This window comes from Lysinibacillus sp. CTST325 (genome assembly GCF_054665055.1).
The window spans coordinates 36,590-55,180 of record NZ_BAAFHO010000018.1; the positions used below are offsets into that span (position 1 = coordinate 36,590).

15 protein-coding genes are annotated in these 18,591 nt (G+C 37.6%); 5 read left to right on the forward strand and 10 right to left on the reverse strand.

Going from position 1 to position 18,591, the window contains the following annotated elements:
- Positions 1–208: 208 nt before the first annotated feature.
- Positions 209–1,777 (reverse strand): diguanylate cyclase, encoded by a 1,569-nt coding sequence (locus ACYQ73_RS25105; RefSeq protein WP_460014942.1) that lies wholly within the window; start codon positions 1,775–1,777, stop codon positions 209–211.
- A 530-nt stretch (positions 1,778–2,307) separates the two neighbouring features.
- Between ACYQ73_RS25105 and ACYQ73_RS25110 the strand changes: the two genes are divergently transcribed.
- Entirely contained in the window at positions 2,308–3,201 is an 894-nt protein-coding gene (locus ACYQ73_RS25110; RefSeq protein WP_460014943.1) for a CAP domain-containing protein, read from the forward strand.
- Positions 3,202–3,598: 397 nt separating this feature from the next.
- On the forward strand, positions 3,599–4,783 hold the full coding sequence (locus ACYQ73_RS25115) for a CaiB/BaiF CoA transferase family protein (protein WP_460014944.1): 1,185 nt from the start codon (positions 3,599–3,601) through the stop codon (positions 4,781–4,783).
- Positions 4,784–4,980: 197 nt separating this feature from the next.
- Here the strand turns inward: ACYQ73_RS25115 and ACYQ73_RS25120 are convergent, their stop codons facing one another.
- Positions 4,981–6,456 (reverse strand): hypothetical protein, encoded by a 1,476-nt coding sequence (locus ACYQ73_RS25120; protein WP_460014945.1) that lies wholly within the window; start codon positions 6,454–6,456, stop codon positions 4,981–4,983.
- 599 nt (positions 6,457–7,055) lie between these two features.
- Complete coding sequence (locus ACYQ73_RS25125) at positions 7,056–8,396, reverse strand: acetamidase/formamidase family protein (RefSeq protein WP_460015003.1); 1,341 nt, start codon at positions 8,394–8,396, stop codon at positions 7,056–7,058.
- 558 nt (positions 8,397–8,954) lie between these two features.
- Here ACYQ73_RS25125 and ACYQ73_RS25130 point away from each other — a divergent pair.
- Both ACYQ73_RS25130 and ACYQ73_RS25135 read left to right on the forward strand, forming a co-directional pair.
- The gene (locus ACYQ73_RS25130) at positions 8,955–9,677 is read left to right on the forward strand and encodes a response regulator transcription factor (protein WP_460014946.1); all 723 of its coding nucleotides are present in this window, start codon (positions 8,955–8,957) and stop codon (positions 9,675–9,677) included.
- Positions 9,674–11,053, forward strand: a complete 1,380-nt coding sequence (locus ACYQ73_RS25135) for a sensor histidine kinase (RefSeq protein ID WP_460014947.1) — start codon at positions 9,674–9,676, stop codon at positions 11,051–11,053. Before ACYQ73_RS25130 ends, ACYQ73_RS25135 begins: the two co-directional genes overlap by 4 nt.
- Before the next feature lie 27 nt (positions 11,054–11,080).
- On the opposite strand, the gene ACYQ73_RS25140 is transcribed toward ACYQ73_RS25135, so the two are convergent.
- From ACYQ73_RS25140 to ACYQ73_RS25150, 3 genes are read right to left on the reverse strand one after another with little or no spacing between them, the layout of a single operon-like run.
- Positions 11,081–11,443 carry a YxeA family protein gene (locus ACYQ73_RS25140; protein ID WP_460014948.1) on the reverse strand — a complete coding sequence of 121 codons (363 nt, stop codon included), beginning with the start codon at positions 11,441–11,443 and terminating at the stop codon, positions 11,081–11,083.
- Position 11,444: 1 nt separating this feature from the next.
- Positions 11,445–13,313 carry an ABC transporter permease gene (locus ACYQ73_RS25145; protein WP_460014949.1) on the reverse strand — a complete coding sequence of 623 codons (1,869 nt, stop codon included), beginning with the start codon at positions 13,311–13,313 and terminating at the stop codon, positions 11,445–11,447.
- Positions 13,300–14,067 (reverse strand): ABC transporter ATP-binding protein, encoded by a 768-nt coding sequence (locus ACYQ73_RS25150; RefSeq protein WP_460014950.1) that lies wholly within the window; start codon positions 14,065–14,067, stop codon positions 13,300–13,302. The genes ACYQ73_RS25145 and ACYQ73_RS25150 overlap by 14 nt, the downstream gene beginning before the upstream one ends.
- A 142-nt stretch (positions 14,068–14,209) precedes the next feature.
- Here ACYQ73_RS25150 and ACYQ73_RS25155 point away from each other — a divergent pair, with 142 nt between their 5' ends.
- Positions 14,210–14,386, forward strand: a complete 177-nt coding sequence (locus tag ACYQ73_RS25155; protein ID WP_460014951.1) for a hypothetical protein — start codon at positions 14,210–14,212, stop codon at positions 14,384–14,386.
- Between the two features lie 410 nt (positions 14,387–14,796).
- On the opposite strand, the gene ACYQ73_RS25160 is transcribed toward ACYQ73_RS25155, so the two are convergent.
- The 4 genes from ACYQ73_RS25160 to ACYQ73_RS25175 form a co-directional block, all read right to left on the reverse strand.
- Positions 14,797–15,270, reverse strand: coding sequence for a glutathione peroxidase (locus ACYQ73_RS25160; RefSeq protein WP_460014952.1), 474 nt, complete (start codon positions 15,268–15,270; stop codon positions 14,797–14,799).
- A gap of 18 nt (positions 15,271–15,288) precedes the next feature.
- On the reverse strand, positions 15,289–16,623 hold the full coding sequence (locus tag ACYQ73_RS25165) for an FAD-dependent oxidoreductase (protein ID WP_460014953.1): 1,335 nt from the start codon (positions 16,621–16,623) through the stop codon (positions 15,289–15,291).
- Positions 16,624–16,636: 13 nt separating this feature from the next.
- Positions 16,637–17,782: a VanZ family protein gene (locus ACYQ73_RS25170; protein WP_460014954.1), complete on the reverse strand. Its 1,146-nt coding sequence runs from the start codon at positions 17,780–17,782 to the stop codon at positions 16,637–16,639.
- Between the two features lie 375 nt (positions 17,783–18,157).
- Entirely contained in the window at positions 18,158–18,445 is a 288-nt protein-coding gene (locus tag ACYQ73_RS25175; RefSeq protein ID WP_460014955.1) for a DUF6509 family protein, read from the reverse strand.
- Between the last annotated feature and the right edge of the window lie 146 nt (positions 18,446–18,591).

Consider the following 18,591-nt stretch of genomic DNA (forward strand, 5'->3'; position numbering starts at 1 on the left):
AGTCGTACTTGCGATGTCATAAGGGAAAGGGGGATAACCTTACATCTTGTCAAGTCGATCGAGAGATGTGTCCCGAGTTTACGTATCATTTGAACATAATTAATTTACAAGTCATATGGGGAATGACTTAAAAGTAGTTTGCCCAAATGATCGTTCCATTAATCATGTACCCTAAAATTAGAAATGTATGCTTATTTTAAAACATTTTTTATTTATTTTCTTGCTCTGCTACCATGACTCGATTTCGTCCAGCTTGTTTTGCACGATACAGCGCATCATCCGCTGCTTCAATTAACTTTTCTGTCGTGTCAGCCATTTGTGGATACACTGCAACACCTGCTGATAATGTAACTGGGCGACCACAAGGACTTGTAGTATGTGCCAACACATCGCGGAGTTGTTCAGCCACCTGTGCCGCCTCCTCAGCAGTAGTAGTTGGCAATAACATCACAAATTCCTCTCCACCGTAGCGACAGCAAACATCCCCCTCACGAGCGACTGCTTTCATATTTTGAGCTAAAAATTGTAAAACCTTATCACCTACAGCATGACCATACGTATCATTAACACTTTTAAAATGATCTAAATCCAGTAAAATGAGGGCATGTGGCAAATCGTTCTCAAGCCACTCAGCTAGCATCGCATCCATTGTGCGACGATTCGTTACACCTGTTAACGGATCTGTTGTAGATTGATCTTTAAAATAGGACACCTGGCCCTGTAAAAATGTTAAACTCCGAATGAGTGCACTTTTTAAATAGTGCGCTTCGAAATACCAACTACGTACAGATTTCAAGCCTTCTACATTTTTCGATTCCATGCTCTCCTCTGTTAAAGTAGCTAATTGCTGTAATGGTTTAGCTATACGTGCTGCCATCCAAAGGACAATAAAAATCGAAATTAGCATAAGCGGAATGGATTTTATAGCTACATCTTGTACTCTATCAAACGAAGGAGCCAATGCTACATTTAACGGTCTTTGAGCAACTACTCCCCAGCTTGTTAAAGGTACGTTGCTATAACCAGCAAGCATTTCTACTCCTCTAGTATTCCTTACTTGCTGAGCCCCGCTTTTTTCAGAAACCACTGCTTGCACAACTTCATTATCAATAGCGATATCATTGATCCGACTATGGTCCTGATGATAGATAACGCGCCCATCTGAATCAACTACGTACACATATGAACCATCATGATAATAATGCTCTCCGAGTAATTCATTAAAAACATTTCGTTCCTTTAAATAAATTGTCCCAGCTACCATTCCTAAATACTCATTTGTCTCTGAAAATATGGGATACGATATAAAAATAAGGAGTCGCCCTGTAATCCCCTTATAAGGCTTTGAGACAAGAGGTTCCCTTTTAGATAAAGCTTCTTTCGCTCCAACTGAAGTTAATACTTTACCTTGTACCTCTTCAGATGGTGGTGAAATAGATAATACATGACCTTCTGCATTTGTAATAAGAACAGAGTTAAACATGTTATTTTGCTTTTCCAAACGCTCCGTTTCCTGAAGCAATGCATTGCTATCATGCATTTTCGTCTTTATCGTGCTGGCACTATACCCTAAAATCTGAAATGATTCTTCAAGATAAGAACTTGCGGTTGTTGCTAATTTTTGTGCATATACTCGATTCGTTTCAAGTGTATTTTCTTTAATCGAAGCAACATTCATTCGGTAACCACTCCAAATACTACCAATTCCTGTTAAGAAAAAAGCAGCCATGGCAACACCCATGATTAAATACTTTAACTTGATCTGTTTTGATTTCATTTTCTATCTTTTACCCCTAGTTTATAATTTCTTCTATTATTCTATTAAAACACAAAAAAATTCCTTATTAAGAAAATTTCTTTTAAGGAGAGAAAAGTATTTGTAAAAATAGTACTTTCATGGCCCCCTTATAACAAAAGCAATATAGTAGACTCAGCATTAAAATTCGAGATAAAAATTTACCTTGTATATAAGTTGATTGGAGTGTAGGCTGGGCGATTCCTTGGGGATCTGCGATAGAGGAACGACAGCAACAAATGTTTTCTGTGCGAAAGTGAAGCGACAGCAACAAATGTTTTCTGTGCGAAAGTGAAGCGACAGCAACAAATGTTTTCTGTGCGAAAGTGAAGCGACAGCAACAACAAAGCGCCCAGCCGGAACAGAAATCAACCCGGGAAGCCATATAGTAACGAAAGTTCCAAAATTTTAGCATCGTTAACGAGACAAAAATATAGTAGTTTATATCTATGGAACTTTTATTTTTTTGATAGATTTTTATTATAAACTTATTATTAGAAGAGGGTTTTAATATGTTGTTACGTAAAGTAGCTCCAATAATGGTTGGTTTTAGCATGGCTTTATGGACGAATAAGTCAGCTCGTACAAAAATAACAAATACACAAAAAGCTTTGTCACTATCTAGCTTTCAAAGTGAATATAAAATGAAATGGCATCAGGTAGAGAAGGACTACTCCCAATTTTCCCTCGTAGGAAGGCATAATTCCAACGAGGTCGGAGGATATGAAACACGCACTGGGCATAGTGTATTTGGTATTCCTATCGGTGCTAATCGAATAGATGTGAATAGAAAATACGGTCTTCCACTTAGAGCTATTCGCTATCAAAATACAAGCTATTTGCTCGATTACAACGATTGTGAAGGTAATACTACACACGGGACCTATTTGATTGATGATTGCTATGTTACTTTTTTCTATGATTTACACAAAAACAATATGGTTCGTTCTATTAGTTGGATTAATGCCAAAACTGAATTAAGTAAACGTAGTTATTATGGTAAGCCTTCCAATGAACTACGAACAGGCCTTGAAGATTTAATGGCTGTACTTATTAACCATGAGCGGGTTATAGAAGGATTGCAACCACTCATTTATGACAAAAGATGTAATCCTATTGCTCGGCAGCATAGTAGCAATATGATCACACACCAATTTTTTAGTCATAAAGATCATAATGGTTATCATTCCAATGACCGCCTCACTGCTGGTAGAGTTGATCACTATTGGTATGGCGAAAATATAGCACAAGGTCAACCCAATAGTATATTTGCCCATGAAGCACTGATGAATTCAAAAGGACATCGTATAAATATTTTAAGAAATGAATTTACACATATTTTTGTTGGTGTCTGCTTTAAAGATAACGGTGCGCCCTATTATACAGTTAACTTTTATTCTAAATAATTTGAATGGTTGAAGTTGATCGGCGATGACCAATATACACAAAAATCTCTATGCAGGCATCTATTGCATAGAGATTTTTGCGTACCCTTTCTGCAATCTGAAATTTGGCAGAAAGTAAACGGTCCCCGAAAACATCCCCTTGTTATGAAGATGATCATAGATTCTGAATTTTTTTACTTTTATTGTTATTCTGACATATAATTTTTCAACTAAATATTTTATAATAAAATTTAACATAGTCAAGCCATCATTTCTTTTGTTATAATACTGGTAATTTATTACCACTCTGTATTAATACAGAGGTGATACATGCTTTTCACAAAATGGGGATTATGAGAAAAGCGCTACAATGCATTCTTGAATACAATATAGCCTACACAAAAAGGGGTTGGGAGATTTGGGTATTTTAAAGGGGTTAAAAATTCTCGATTTTTCTGCATTACTACCGGGACCAATGGCGACAATGATATTTGCTGATCTTGGCGCCGAGGTTATTCACGTTGAATCATCAAAGCGCGTAGATTTAACACGTATTATGCCTCCTTACGACGATGATCATGAGGCGTATATTCATCAACATTTGAATCGGTCTAAAAAGTCATTAACATTAAATTTAAAATCGCCTGAAGCTATAGAAATTGTTAAATCACTTGTGAAAGAATACGACATCATTATCGAAGGATTTCGACCTGGTGTCATGCAACGACTTGGCATCGGCTATGAAGCTCTAAAAGAAGTAAATCCTAAGGTTATTTATTGCTCTATTACAGGCTATGGACAAACTGGACCATATAGCAATCGGCCAGGACATGATAATAACTATTTATCATTAGCTGGCATACTTGATTATTCACGTCATAAAGATAAAAAACCTGTCTCAATGGGTATTCAGCTTGCTGATATGGCTGGGGGCACGATGCATTCAGCAATCGGAGTACTCGCAGCTGCTTTACATCGTGAAAAAACAGGTGAAGGACAATATATTGATATAAGTATGACCGATGCTGTATTTTCACTCAATGCTATGTATGGCTCTGCCTATATTGGCGGTGGTCGTATACCTCAACCTGAGCAAGAAATTTTAAATGGTGGTAGCTACTATGACTTTTACAAAACGAAGGATGGCCGATTTTTCTCGGTAGGAAGTCTTGAGCCTCAATTCCGCAGATTACTCTGTGAAGCGCTTGATATTCCTGAGCTCATTGATAATACGTTTAATGATTCCTACTATACACAAATTCGTTTTAAAGAAGCTGTCCATGATGCGTTTTTATCGAAGACTTACGAAGAATGGCTTGAAGTATTTAACGAGGATTTCGAGGGATGCGTCGAACCAGTATTAACTTTCCCAGAAGCATGCGAGCATCCTCAGCTTAGGGCTCGTGATATGATTGTTGATATTCCAAAAAGCGACGGTACTACGCAAAAACAAATTGCATCTGCTTTTAAGTTTGACGGTGTTAAGCCTCAGTATAAGCATGTCGGTGCCAAGCTTGGAGAGCATAATGAAGAAGTATTGTCTTCACTTGGCTATAGCGTCGAGCAAATTGCTGATTTAAAGGACAAAGGGGTTTTAGAATAATATCGTAGACCAACTACACAAAATAAAAAAGAGTGTCTAATGCTGAAAAAAACACATTAGACACTTTTTGTATTTCTAATCAATTATGCCTCGGCATAATTGTAGCTGTCGCACAGATAATTTGCCACAGGACGTGGCGTTCTTATGCCTGAGTTCCTCTATTTCAGCGGATGTTTTTGTACACCCGCTGAAATAAGTTAAACATATGCACTTATAAAGACTCGTAGCTTTTCAAAATGATCATCAATGAGTAAATATTTTTTATAAATTTCCATTAGTTTTTCAAACAGCTCATACTGTTCCGTCACAAATAAAACTTTTAAAATATTGAGCATATGCAAGGATGCGCTCTGTGCTACCAAATAGCAAGGCGTTTCTAGCTGACGATAATGTCGGCGCCATTCTTCCACAGACAAGCCAATATGCTGTAATGAATTATTCACATGAAGAGCAATATCCTGCTGAACTGATGCCTCAATCGCAATAAATTGCTCATTACTATAGTTACCCTGTACTAAAGAGGCATGTATTTTTTTATTGGAGGCTAGTACATGTTCCTTTAAAAGCAGGAGCCCCTCTTGATAACGCCCCATGTTTACATAATGATCAAGCAATATTGCATACAAGTTTTCTAAAAAATTAAGTTCATAATTTTTAATAATGGCCGGAGGTGTTGGCTTACGATTCGGCAATAAATCCTTATATTCCAACAATATCTCTATCGCGTAATTATTAAGTCGTTCATCTTCTAATAAATACTCTCCGTAGTGAATAACAGTTTCAGGATTCTGTTCCTGATGTGCTATATGAAACAGAAGATAGGCAATCAGAACTTTTTCTTTCTCTGTCAGTGCATACATCGAATAACGCCAATCCGCTTCAAAGGAAGTAATTAGCGCTTTAACACACCGATAATCCCCTTTCGATAAACGATAGTGCGTTACAATTTGGTAAAGATGTAACTGTTTTTTAGCCAAACAAGTAGAATTACGGTTATCCACATAAGTTATACACTTATCAAGAGTTTCTCTATAATTATTCACAAAGTTATCCACATGTACACAGGTTTTTCTTGTGGACTGCTCAATATGACTCATCATTTCATGGATAAATGTGAATTGTTCTAATGGTTTGTGGATAAATAGTGAATAAACTTTTTTTATGAAAAGCCCATGCCAAAATTGAGCTTCTTCTTTATAAATCATATGCACAAAATATTCATTTTCAAATTTATATAAAAATATAGTTTGTAGTTCGTTAACGGGCATTGTAATTTGCATTCGCTTACCGAAAATTAGCCAAATTAATCGCTCTAAGTCCATTGTATGCTGTGCAAAAAGCTGCTCAAAAAAGGTCTCCTTACCTTTTTGCGTATAAAAAAAGGCATTGAGACGTTCATTAACAAATTTAGTATCCAAACCATGGTTATTAAAAAAAGTTTGCATATCTGTCGTTACACGACCCCAATATTTTCGTGCAGTTGAAAACGCAATATTCATCGCTGTTTCCTCATTCACTAAAAATAAACTCGGTGAAAGTGCAGTACCTAGAATTTTCGGGTCTGCTGGTGAATCAATCTCTGCTTCTAACCATTTTGAAAGTAGCTTTTCAGCACCCTCTTCACCACTTTGTTTATATGTCATGAATAACTGCTCATCACAATCCAACAACATGCAAATGGAGCCCCCCATCAAATTCAACCAACAACGATCTTCCCCTATCATGTAAAATACTTGCCAAAAAGTTTGATCACTCTTTCTTCAATATAACAAATCTTATCCAACATATGCTAAAGAAATCGTGATATGGATAAAAGAAATGACAACAAAAGTATTCGTGTAATATCGACAACTTTAACTCAACGCATAAAAAAAGCCATCTAAAGGTCAAATACCTCATAGATGGGGAAAGATTATTTGCTGTTTAAAAGATGAGTGGCAAATGAGCTCATTGGACAATCACTCATAAGTTGGTAGCCCATTCGTATTGTCACAAATAGCTCATTGCCTACGTCAGCTCAAAGCTAGCGCCATAGTACGCACAACTAAAAAAGCTATGCATCATTCACCAATACAATCGAGAAAAAGCATTCTCACAACAGTAGACGAGTGACCAACAAAATAGTTACAAAAAAATACGTCAAATTTTTGACGTATTTTCTCTGCCCCGAAAGCGCAGCGGCAGATGCAAAAATAGTTTTTTCACCTATAACACAAAAAAGCAAACTATGAAATTTTCTAGATGCTTTCTTTTCGGACTTTTGGGCTTACATTTAATCATATTGTTTTTTCACTGGTTTATAAATTCTCGCTTTTTTTAGTACTGTTTTAGGTACTTGGAAAGTTGCTGTTACGACTCCTGGATGACGGCCGATTTCAATCGAGCCTGTAATCGTCGCTCGATTCATAACCTCTGGCTCGCTCATTTCAAAAAGCCTTGCAGCACGGCTTATAGCATTAGTTGTTGCTTCATTTAATGATGTTCCAGAGCCAACAATTGATACAGGGAATACTTCTTCCACTTGTTTCACGCCGAATTCCTCAGCAAGCTCACGTGCACGGCGTTTTTCTTCCTTTGTAAAAGGTTTAGCCGTATAAGGTAAATCCTCTGTATTTGGCAATAAAACAGGGCCATCCAAAGCTACTTTTTTCAACACACTTACCTGAAGTTGAACAATACCAGCAACATCCGTTGTATGTCCTGCAATTTCTCCGTCCCCTTGCATTGCGTGCATATCACCAATATACACACCACCGCCCGGAACCTTTACTGGACAAATAATTGTTGCCCCTTCACGAACACGGCTTATATCCATATGTCCATCTGTACGATGTGTATCTAATTCCGTCTGCGTAAATGCATATTCATGTGGCGCACCGATTAAAAACGAACCAAAATCACCAGCATTATGGGAGTCTGGCATCGCCTTTGAAGGTGTCGTTCCAAGCTGCCCTAAAAAAGGTCGCATTCTTGCCATAACACCAATCAAATCACTTGGTGCTAATGCAACCACAGGATTTTGCACAGAATTTTCAGGTGTACGCATATAATTTTTAGCATCAAGTGCAATTCGGCGAGCACCTTCTCGCCCAACAGTCACACCAATATTACCTTTATGATCTAACGCCATAGTGTAGCCATGCGTCATGTTAAAAGGTGATGTTTCTGTATCACATGTCGAACAGCGAATAGCCTGCCGACCTATTCCTTTGACAACTGTACTAGGATGAAGCTTACCACAACCCGGACATTTTACGGATACGAATGGATCCCCAATGAATCGGTCCAAAATTGCCTCATCGTGTCCAGATGCTGTTGCTACTGATGTTACCTGTACTGATTTAATCTGGATAACGATGGCGTCCCCTACCTCTGCCCCTTCTACATATACAGGCTTCGTTACTTCATGCCCACCACGAATCGTTGGTGTTAGCATCGGGCCCCAACATCCTGGCGTCGTATTAGCAATAATTGTGCCACCGTCTTTGACAGGTCCAAGCATTTTCTGTTGTGGATCTAAAATACCATCTATGAACTCATTTACGAATAACGTTTCGACGGCTTGCGGCTGCTGTACAAGATCTTCACTTTGTATTCCTTCTTTTTCTAGCATTTGCAATTCGCTTGTCATTTCTTTCGTCACGCTCCTAGTTTTTATTTTATGTATACGGATTTTTGTTAATGCTTTATATAAATTTTTATAGTGATTTGTCGATTGTAAAACTTAATTTCGACATCAAGTTTGATAGTTCCTGCCATTTCGAGGAAAATGTCACTAATCGTATGTATGGAAAAATTGAAATCCTTCTTTCTCATTGCATTTTTTATATGACCAAATGCATGATTTTTGTCCAATAGAATAATTATTGAGTACATGGAAAATTATGCCTTTCATTTTATGTATTTTCAACCATTTAACATAAAAAAGCACAGACTCGTACAAATGTATTGTAAAGGTCTTCACTTAGCGTCTTAATATTTTTTAATCAAGTAATGTCTCAATTCCTTTTTCAAGCAAGTTTCATTTATAATGAGTCACATAAAGTGAAATTTCAATCGGTAACTTTAATAAGGAATTGCTTATCGTGTTATCACTAACTTATTAGCTATACACTATTTTTAAAATTCTAATGACGATTTACAATAATAGAAAAGAAAGGACGTGTGAACAATGCAAGAACCAACTATTTTAGTGGTGGATGATGAGGCAGATTTAGCAAACCTTCTAAAAGTCAGTCTACAAAAAGAAGGTTATAAGCAAATTCATACAGCTGGCTCCATTCAAGAAGCTTGGACGAGCTTTCAACAGACACAACCCGATATTATACTTCTTGATGTGATGCTTCCTGATGGCGAGGGTTATGATTTATGTCGACGTATTCGAGAAGTGTCGCATGTGCCGGTGCTTTTCATGTCAGCGAAAAATGAGGAAATTGATAAAATTTTAGGACTTGCGATCGGAGGAGACGATTATATTACGAAACCTTTTAGTCCTAAAGAGGTCGCCTATCGTGTGAAGGCACAGCTTCGCAGAGCTGGTTATCAGACACAGGAATCAGCGCCAGTAACTTCCGCGAAATCGATTCAAGTTGGTCCATTCTTGCTTAATGGGGATGAAACGGAGGTACATAAGGACGGCCTTTTATTGGAGCTAACGGCGAAGGAAATCGGCTTGATGGCTTGCTTTATGAACAATCCTAATCGAATTTTAAGTAAAGAAACGCTGTTTGAACGTGTATGGGGAGAGGACTTTTTCGGCTCAGACAATACCGTGATGGTGCATATTCGACGTCTGCGTGAAAAGGTTGAAAATGATGCATCAAAACCTGTATATATTACAACTGTAAAAGGGCTTGGCTATAAATTTGTCGTTCCAAAAGAGGAGCAAGTATGAAATGGAAATTAACAGCTAGATTCCTTCTGTCTGTGCTGTCCATTGTTATTATTGTTATTTTCGTCAATACGGCCATTCTAATCGGGCTCCTCTTTTATCAGCTAGATCGGGGAATTGCATATACAGAAGAAATCTTTGTCCGGGACTTCCAGAAGTATATTGAAATCAGTAATGGTACGCCATCAGTAAGTGAAGAGGGACTTCAACGCTTACATCAGCGAAATGCTTGGATTCAATTGCTTGATGTTAATGGTCAGGTCCTTGAATCGCATTATGCACCAGATAAGGCTCAGTCGCATTATGCACCCATCGACTTAATTCAAGTATATAAATATAAAGAATTTGATGCTGATACTACGGTGTATGTAGGCAGTAAGGATGCTGTTAGTTATCTCGTTGGTATTAAGGGTAGCGATACTGCAAGATTAGTCATGCATTTTTCTGGCTCATCAGTATTACAGTTTATTGGCAAGTTTGGGTTATTCATTGTTATTGCCGACTTATTAGTAGCTACACTAGTTGGATGGCTTTTCGGTCGTACGTTGACCAAACCTCTACATGCAATAATCGAACGGATTCGTCATTTAAAAAATCATGAGCATATGCCTAATAAAATGCCTGGTGGTGTGTACAAACCAGTTTTTGAAAATTTAAATGAAGTATCAAGAGAACTAGCTGCACATGAGCAGGAACGTAGAAGATTAGAAATGATGCGCGAGGAATGGATCAGTAATGTCTCACACGATATGAAAACACCTCTTGCCTCGATTCGTGGTTATGCGGAGCTACTAAATGATGAAAAATCGACTCCTTATGAACAAACAGAATATGCTCAGATTATCGAAAAACAATCATTGCATATGCACGATTTATTGGATGATTTAAATTTGACTATGCGATTAAGACATCAGCAGCTTCCGCTCAGCTTAACCGAGGTAAATATGGTGCAATTTGTTCGTGAAATCGTTATTGATACACTCAATACACCACAATATGAGCAGGCCAATATTGAATTTAATGCAACTAAAGATGTCATCAAGCATCACATTGACGAGCACTTTATGCGACGAGCCGTGATGAATTTTTTACACAATGCATTGCTTCATAACCCCTCTGATGTTTCAGTTAATATTCTTGTTGATGATACTTCTATTACAATTTCTGATAACGGTAACGGCATTTCTGCAGAAGACCTTGAACATATTTTTGAGCGCTATTATCGAGGGACAAATACTGAGCAAACACATGGTACTGGGTTAGGGACTGCTATTGCTAGAGATATTATTGAAGCGCATGGAGGAACTGTAACGATTACCTCTGAAGAACAACAAGGTACAACTGTCAGCATTCAATTACAAGAAGAAAAAAAGGAGTAGCCCGATACTAGGGACTACTCCTTCTTCTTATTTCTTCATTAGCTCCTGTACTTTTTTAGGTAGCTCGTGGAATTTTACTTCATCATAAGATGTAACTTCCGTTTCTTTTTTTACATAAAGCTTCATGTATGCATCGTGGCGTAAATTTTTCTGAGCTGAAAATTTTAATGTTTGCTCTTTACCGTTTTCGTCATAAGCAGGTATCTCGTACCAATACATCTTCATAATTTTTCCACTATCTAGCTTATATTCCTCTACATCACCATCAGTAGTGATATGAACATAGTACGCTTCTTTATTTAAACGGTTAAAATCTACGGTCATCAGAACAACAAGACCTGCTACGAACAATAAGAACAATGCTCCTATACCTAAGAAAACCTTTTTCATATTAATTCCCCTGTCTAATAATTTTATAGAATGAACGAACTGTAAAGATATAATATACGCCGTAAATGGCTGAATACGCAATCATCCACAGTATTACTGGTTTAGTTATATCCATACTAAATAGCTGTGAAAAGGCTAGTAACGCAAATGCACTATGGACGATGCCGACAACGAGTGGTGCACTAAAGATAACAGCAACCTGTCCTGCAACTGTTTTTAATATTTGTTTTTTGTTAACACCGATTTTATTTAAAATTGCATATTTAGGCTGATCTTCCTCTGCCTCGGTTAAAACTTTAAAGTAAATAATACTTCCTGTTGCTGCTAAAAATACTAATCCTAAAAAGCTTCCTACAAACAATAGTGATCCTACAGTAGCTAAACCATCCTCATAACTTTGCGGAACACTTGAAAACCCTTCCTGCTGTTCAGTAGATAGTTGATTGTAAATTTCCTTTGAAATAGCCTGTTGCTTTAAGTCATTATCCATACCAACTACCTGCATTTTAACACCTTCTGCATTTGTTGCAGCGAACACTTTATCATTAACAACGAGTACTGTCCCAGCTGGAATAAAGTTTAATACACTCTCTTTGTACATTTTATCAACATGGAATGCTTCCCCGTTCGCCAATTTAAACTCTTCACCCGTAAAATCATGTGAAAAACGTTCATCGAAGCTTGCATCAAGTAAAACTGTTGAACCATTAGCAATGTGCAGTTCTTCATCTTCCCCCTGGAATTTTGCTAGACGATTATAGTCAGATTCCTTTAATAATGTATATTCAAAAAACGAAAATTCATTATCCACGCGTAAATTTTTTACAGAAAGCGATTCGTTGTATATGACATCTTCTTGAGAGAATTTTACTGTATCGCCCTTCCACATAAATGTATTAGGTAGCGCTTGACGTACACTGGCTTCCGCATTGTAGTACATTCCGAAAACGCCGCCACCTGCTGTAATCGTTGTCGCACTTAAAATAGCGATGATTGAAAGAGATTTAGCATTTGCTCGTATACGGTACAATAATTGTGATACACCAATTAGATTCAAGCCTTTCCATGACCAAGAAGTTGCTTTTTTCAACGCCGTTAATACAAATACGCTAACACTATGGAATAATAGATATGTCCCTGCAATTGTTACACCTATAACCATTAGTGGAGTTCCTAGTACAGTGAAAAATCTCCAAATATTACTCGTAAAGATATCTGAAGACGCTGTATAATAACCAAATGCAAGTAACGCTGTCCCAAGAATAGCTGTTAAAATCGATGCACGTGGAATATTCTCTCCTTGCTTCTCTGCATGGAACAGGTCAATCAATTTAAATTGATAGATAACACGATAGCCCTGTAAAGATGTGAATAAAAATAGTAGCGTAAAAATTCCTGCTGTATTTACTAGAGCCTCCGTGGAAAATGTTAAACTCCCTACAACCTCATAGCCCATCAAACGTACTAAAATCATTAATAAACCTTGAGACATAAAGAATCCAAGAACAATTCCTAGTATTAGAGAAACAAAACCGATTACTAAATTCTCAAAAAAGAGCATTAAGCCAATTTTCTGCTTACGCACGCCTAATAGCGAGTACAGTGCTACTTCCTTTTTGCGTTTTTTCATAAAAAACGAATTGGAATACGCCATAAAGATGACGATAAAGAATAATAACACAACAGATGATCCACTCATCAATCCTTTAATTTGCCGTGAAAATTGTTGTGAGGCTAAAATATCATCATTATATTTTAATGTCACAAACGTAAAGTAGATGACAATACTAAAGACCATCGAAGCGATATATAAAAAGTAGTTCGACAAATTACGTTGAATATTTTTACGCGCTAAACTAAATAACGTCATTTACTCCACCTCCGATGCCAGCAAGCACCTGTAAAATCTCTTGGAAGAATTGCTTTCTCGTTTGAGTACCACGATGAATTTCCATAGAAAGCTGTCCATCCTGAATGAATAAAATACGCTGGCAGAAGCTTGCTGCGAATGCATCATGCGTAACCATCATAATAGTGGCCGCTTGAGAATTATTCAGATCACTTAAACTTTCAAGTAAGTCTGTTGCTGATTTTGAATCAAGAGCACCCGTTGGCTCATCCGCAAAAATTAATTTCGGCTCCGTAACTAATGCACGTGATGATGCTGTACGTTGCTTTTGCCCACCTGAAATTTGATATGGATATTTATCGAGTAACTCTTTTATCCCAAACAGTGTAGCTATGCGTTCTACCCTAGCGTTAATTGCCTTTGTTGGCACTTTTGCAATCGCAAGCGGCAGTACGATGTTTTCACGAACTGTCAATGAATCAAGTAAGTTATAGTCTTGGAAGATAAAGCCTAGATTGTCGCGACGAAAATCTGCTAACTCTGCATCCTTCATGCGTGCTAAGTTTGTATCTCCAATAATGATTTCACCAGTCGTTGGTGTATCAATTGTCGCTAACACATTTAGTAGCGTCGATTTCCCAGCCCCAGAAGGCCCCATTACACCAACAAACTCTCCTTTTTCTACTTCAAATGATATATTCGATAGCGCTGTAAATGTATTTGCGCCTTTGCCGTAAGTCTTTTCAACATTTTGTACCTTTAATAATGGCGTCATAAACGCTCACCTCTTCTTTCTGACTTTAGTATACGACCCCAAACTTACAACAAAATTGTCGCAAGCTTACAACAACCTTAAATCGTCATCAAAGCGAGGGGTTGATTTCCGTTCCGACTGAGCGCTTTCCTGGGGGCGTCCGATGAGCCGCTTCACTCGCTTTGCTCGCTCCAGGGTCTCATCTGTGACGCTAATCCCCAAGGAGTCGCCCAGTCTCTACTCCAATCAACCTATCCACATGACATACGTTTTAACAAAATGCCATCCAACTTTTGAGTCTTATCGGAACACTTTTAGGATTTATCCCCCAACTTTTTAATTTTATCTACCAACTTTCACGTTTTATCTACCAACTTTTGAATTTTATCGACTAACTTTCATGTTTTATCCCCCAACTTCTGAATTTTATCGACATCTACCTTTCAAAGAGCAAAAAAAAGATTCACACACACGAAACTGTGCGTGAATCCTCTTACTTTTCTCTACTCCAATCAATTGATCCACATGACATACGTTTTAACAAAATGCCATACAACTTTTGAGTCTTATCGGAACACTTTTAGGATTTATCACCCAACTTTCACGTTTTATCTACCAACTTTTGAATTTTATCGACTAACTTTCATGTTTTATCCCCCAACTTCTGAATTTTATCGACATCTACCTTTCAAAGAGAGCAAAAAAAGGATTCATACACAAACTTGTGCGTGAATCCTTCCTTTATCTTTATTATGCTAATACTTTTTTAATATCATCCTCAAAGCTACTTGGCTTATCAGCTGATCCATAGCGTCCAACGACCTCACCATTACGATTCACAAGGAATTTTGTGAAATTCCACTTTATACTGTTACCGAGAAAACCTTTTGAATGGGATGTCAAATGCTCAAAAATAGGGTGTGCATCTTTACCATTGACCTTTACTATTTCATGCATCGGGAATGTCACCCCATATGTCAAACGACATTGTGATGCCGCTTCCTCAGCAGTTGCAACTTCTTGCTTAAACTGATTTGATGGGAAGCCAAGAATAACAAGACCTTCATCCTGATATTTTTTATATAGATCTTCTAATTCTTCAAACTGCGGTGTAAAACCACATTTGGAAGCCGTATTAACAATTAACATGGCCTTACCCTTATAACGATCTAAGCTATATTCAGTACCATCTTCTAGAGCAACTTGAATGTCGTAAATGCTCATTTCTAATTACCCCCTATGTTATAAACGCCCATTTTTTCTGGCAATCTGCTGTAGAGGATCCCAAACACCATTGAAGGGAGGCGCGTAGGCTAAATCTAAATCTAGTAAATCTGGTAATGTCATTTTATTGTATAAGGCAGTCGCAAACACATCGATCCGTTTATCAACACCTGCTGGTCCAACAATTTGTGCCCCTAAAAGTTTTTGATCTCGTTTACGAACAACAATTTTAATAAACATCCGTTGAGCACCCGGGTAATAACCTGCAATATGACGGGCAGATAATTTAAAGGCCTCATATTCAAAGCCTAGCTCTTTAGCATTGCGCTCATTAATACCTGTCGTGGCGATCGTTAAATTGAAAAACTTTAAGATTGAAGTACCTACAATACCACTAAACGGCGCAGATTTGCCTGACATGTTGAGTCCTGCTAAACGACCTTGCTTATTAGCTGTCGTGCCAAGAGGTACATAATCTAAGCGTTCTTTCACAATATTAAAATGCGTTGCACAGTCTCCCGCAGCATATATATTTTCAACAGATGTCTCTAAATGTCGATTGACGATGACCGCACCATTTTTAGCTAGCGCTATGCCTGTTCCCTCTAAAAATTGTGTATTCGGTTTAATCCCCACGGCCATAATGACTAAATCTGTATCAAAGGCGCCATTGTCCGTTATAACACGTTCTACACGGTGATTGCCCTCAAACGCCTCTACTTTTGTATTTAGCACAAGCTCGATGTCGTTCTTTTTTGCTTCCTCATGAACATGTTGCGCAAGCTCTTCGTCTAAAATTCTTGCAACATAGCTACCTCGTTGAATCAATCTTACTTTTTTACCGCAAGCATGTATCGTCTCGGCCATCTCTAGCCCAATATAGCCTGCACCTATAATTGTTACATTTTCTATATCCGGCGTTAAATCGGCTAGTAAATCCTCTAGCTGAGGTATTGTTTTCACCGTGTGTATACCCGCTAAATCTGAACCCTTCTCCACCGGCATAATAGGATCTGCACCTGTTGCAATAAGTAGCTTATCATAAGGAATTTCAAATGATTCCCCAGATGACTGCGTCCCAAAAACAAGCTTCTGATCGACATCAATACTGTTAACCTCATGACCAACACGGGCATCAATACGATACTTATCACGAAAAGTTTCTACATCTCTTGCTATAAGACGCTTTGTCGATGAAATACGCCCATCTACCACATAGGGCAAGCCACACTGCCCATATGAATAAATAAAGCCACGTTCTACAGATGTAATCTCTGCTCCCGGTACATTCCTATATATTTCCATTGCTGCTGACATTCCGGCAGCATCTCCCCCAATGATTACGTATTTCATCCAACAATCCCCCTTATTTTTTTCTCGTTGCTAATAAGTCTGCGTAATAGTCCATAAATAAACGGCGTCTGCCTCCACTTACGATGACGCGTATTACATGAATAGCAATTACCATCGTTAGAACAAAATTCGCAATAAAGGCTAGCAACGTAATGACAATTTGCAGTACATAAAATGGTGAATCCATATCTAATTTAATTTGGCCTAAAGTTGTTATCATTTTCGAAGTACATACTACCACGAGAATAGCAACACAACGGCGCCAAGATTGACTTACAATACTTTTGCCGTTTTCACTGACCATTGTAAAGCGCATAAACTTCATCCCTAATGTTGCCCCATTTGTAAAGCTTGGAACAATACCAAACAGCAACATATACAAAGCAATTTTCACTAAAAATTCGAACATACCACTATAGCCCGTTACGCCACCAACGAAGAACAAAATGAACTGTGCGATAATTAAATCTATTGCTAGTGCTAACAAAATAGATAATGGCTTGACGATATCTTTTTCGACCATTTCTGCTGCTTTAGCCGCCACCTCCTCATGAGAAGGAAACAGCGCCCACACAACAGGGGCTAAAAAGAATCCTAATAGTGCACCAACACTGTTAAGCATTAAATCATCCACATCAAAAATTCGATACGCACAATTAAAGATCCCATAAATCCCTGTAAACTGGGTTACCTCATAAAACAATGTTAGCAAAAAGCTAAATACAAATGCACGCTTCCAGTACTCTCTTTTTTTAAGAAAATAACGCAAATATACACCAAAAGGCATAAGCAGTAAGAAATTATAGAATGCCTGATAAAAAGCAGGTTGCTTTGGTATATACATCCACGTTGATGGATTCGTCAGAACAATCCCACTATCCTTTAAAATGTCCGTGACAAATTGAAAAGGATGTAAATTATAATGGACTGTATCTGGGGCTTGCAAAGAGCAAGTATCACGTGTTTCTGGGAAAGGCAGTAAAACTAAGCATAATGCCGATAAAAAGTAAAAAATAAATGAGAACATAATAATGGTTTTGGATACAGATAAGTAGCCATATTTACGATACGTATAAATAAGCCAAGGTACAAATAGTACAAAGGATGAGAAAATTGTTATTAAAAAAGCTACCATAATAGAATGTGTATAAACTGACATAGAACACCTCTTCGTTTAAAAATCGGCTCTTCACCTTAACGTGTGGTTGATTTACGTTCCGGCTGGGCGCTTTTTCGCTGACGCTTCGCTTTCGGGCAGAGCAAAGCTTCCTGGGGGCGGTGCGTCCGCTGAGCCGCTTCAGTGATAAACTTCAAAATAATCTTAAACTTAGTTTAGCACTTGAACACAACACAAATGTTTCACCAATCTTAAATAATTCTTAATTAATGATGTAAAGTTAAAATTCCGCGTAGACTCCCAGGAGACAAACAAGAGTACACCAATGTAGCTCGTACCTGTCCACAGAAAGAAAAGCGGAATTTTATCAAATAAAAAAATATTTATTTTTGTTGGAAAGGCTTTTACGCGAGCATACTATGCTTTTGCGATTTCCTCTTTGCAGAATGTTAAAATCTCTTCTAGCTCATCATCCTCTAATGCAAAATCTAAATACTCACCTTCTGCTTTTTCCATGATGAAGTAATTTAAAATAAATGATTCTTCACCTTTTTCAGCGATTAGTACACGAATTTCAATTCCTGCCTCATGATAAAGCTCATCTTCTTCATCAATATCTACATCTAAAATAAATTCGTAACGCTTACCTTCAATAATGTTTGTTGGATCTAAAATTTCTTCCACTGAGAATTGTGTAATTTCCATTGTACGATCTCCTTTAAGTTAACCTATTCTTATATATATTAAATCAAATTCAGCATGGGTCAAATAGAAAACTCATATACACTTGAAAGTAATTATGCCACAATGAAATGGAACTAATTGAGAGACGTGATTCTCATATGAATACT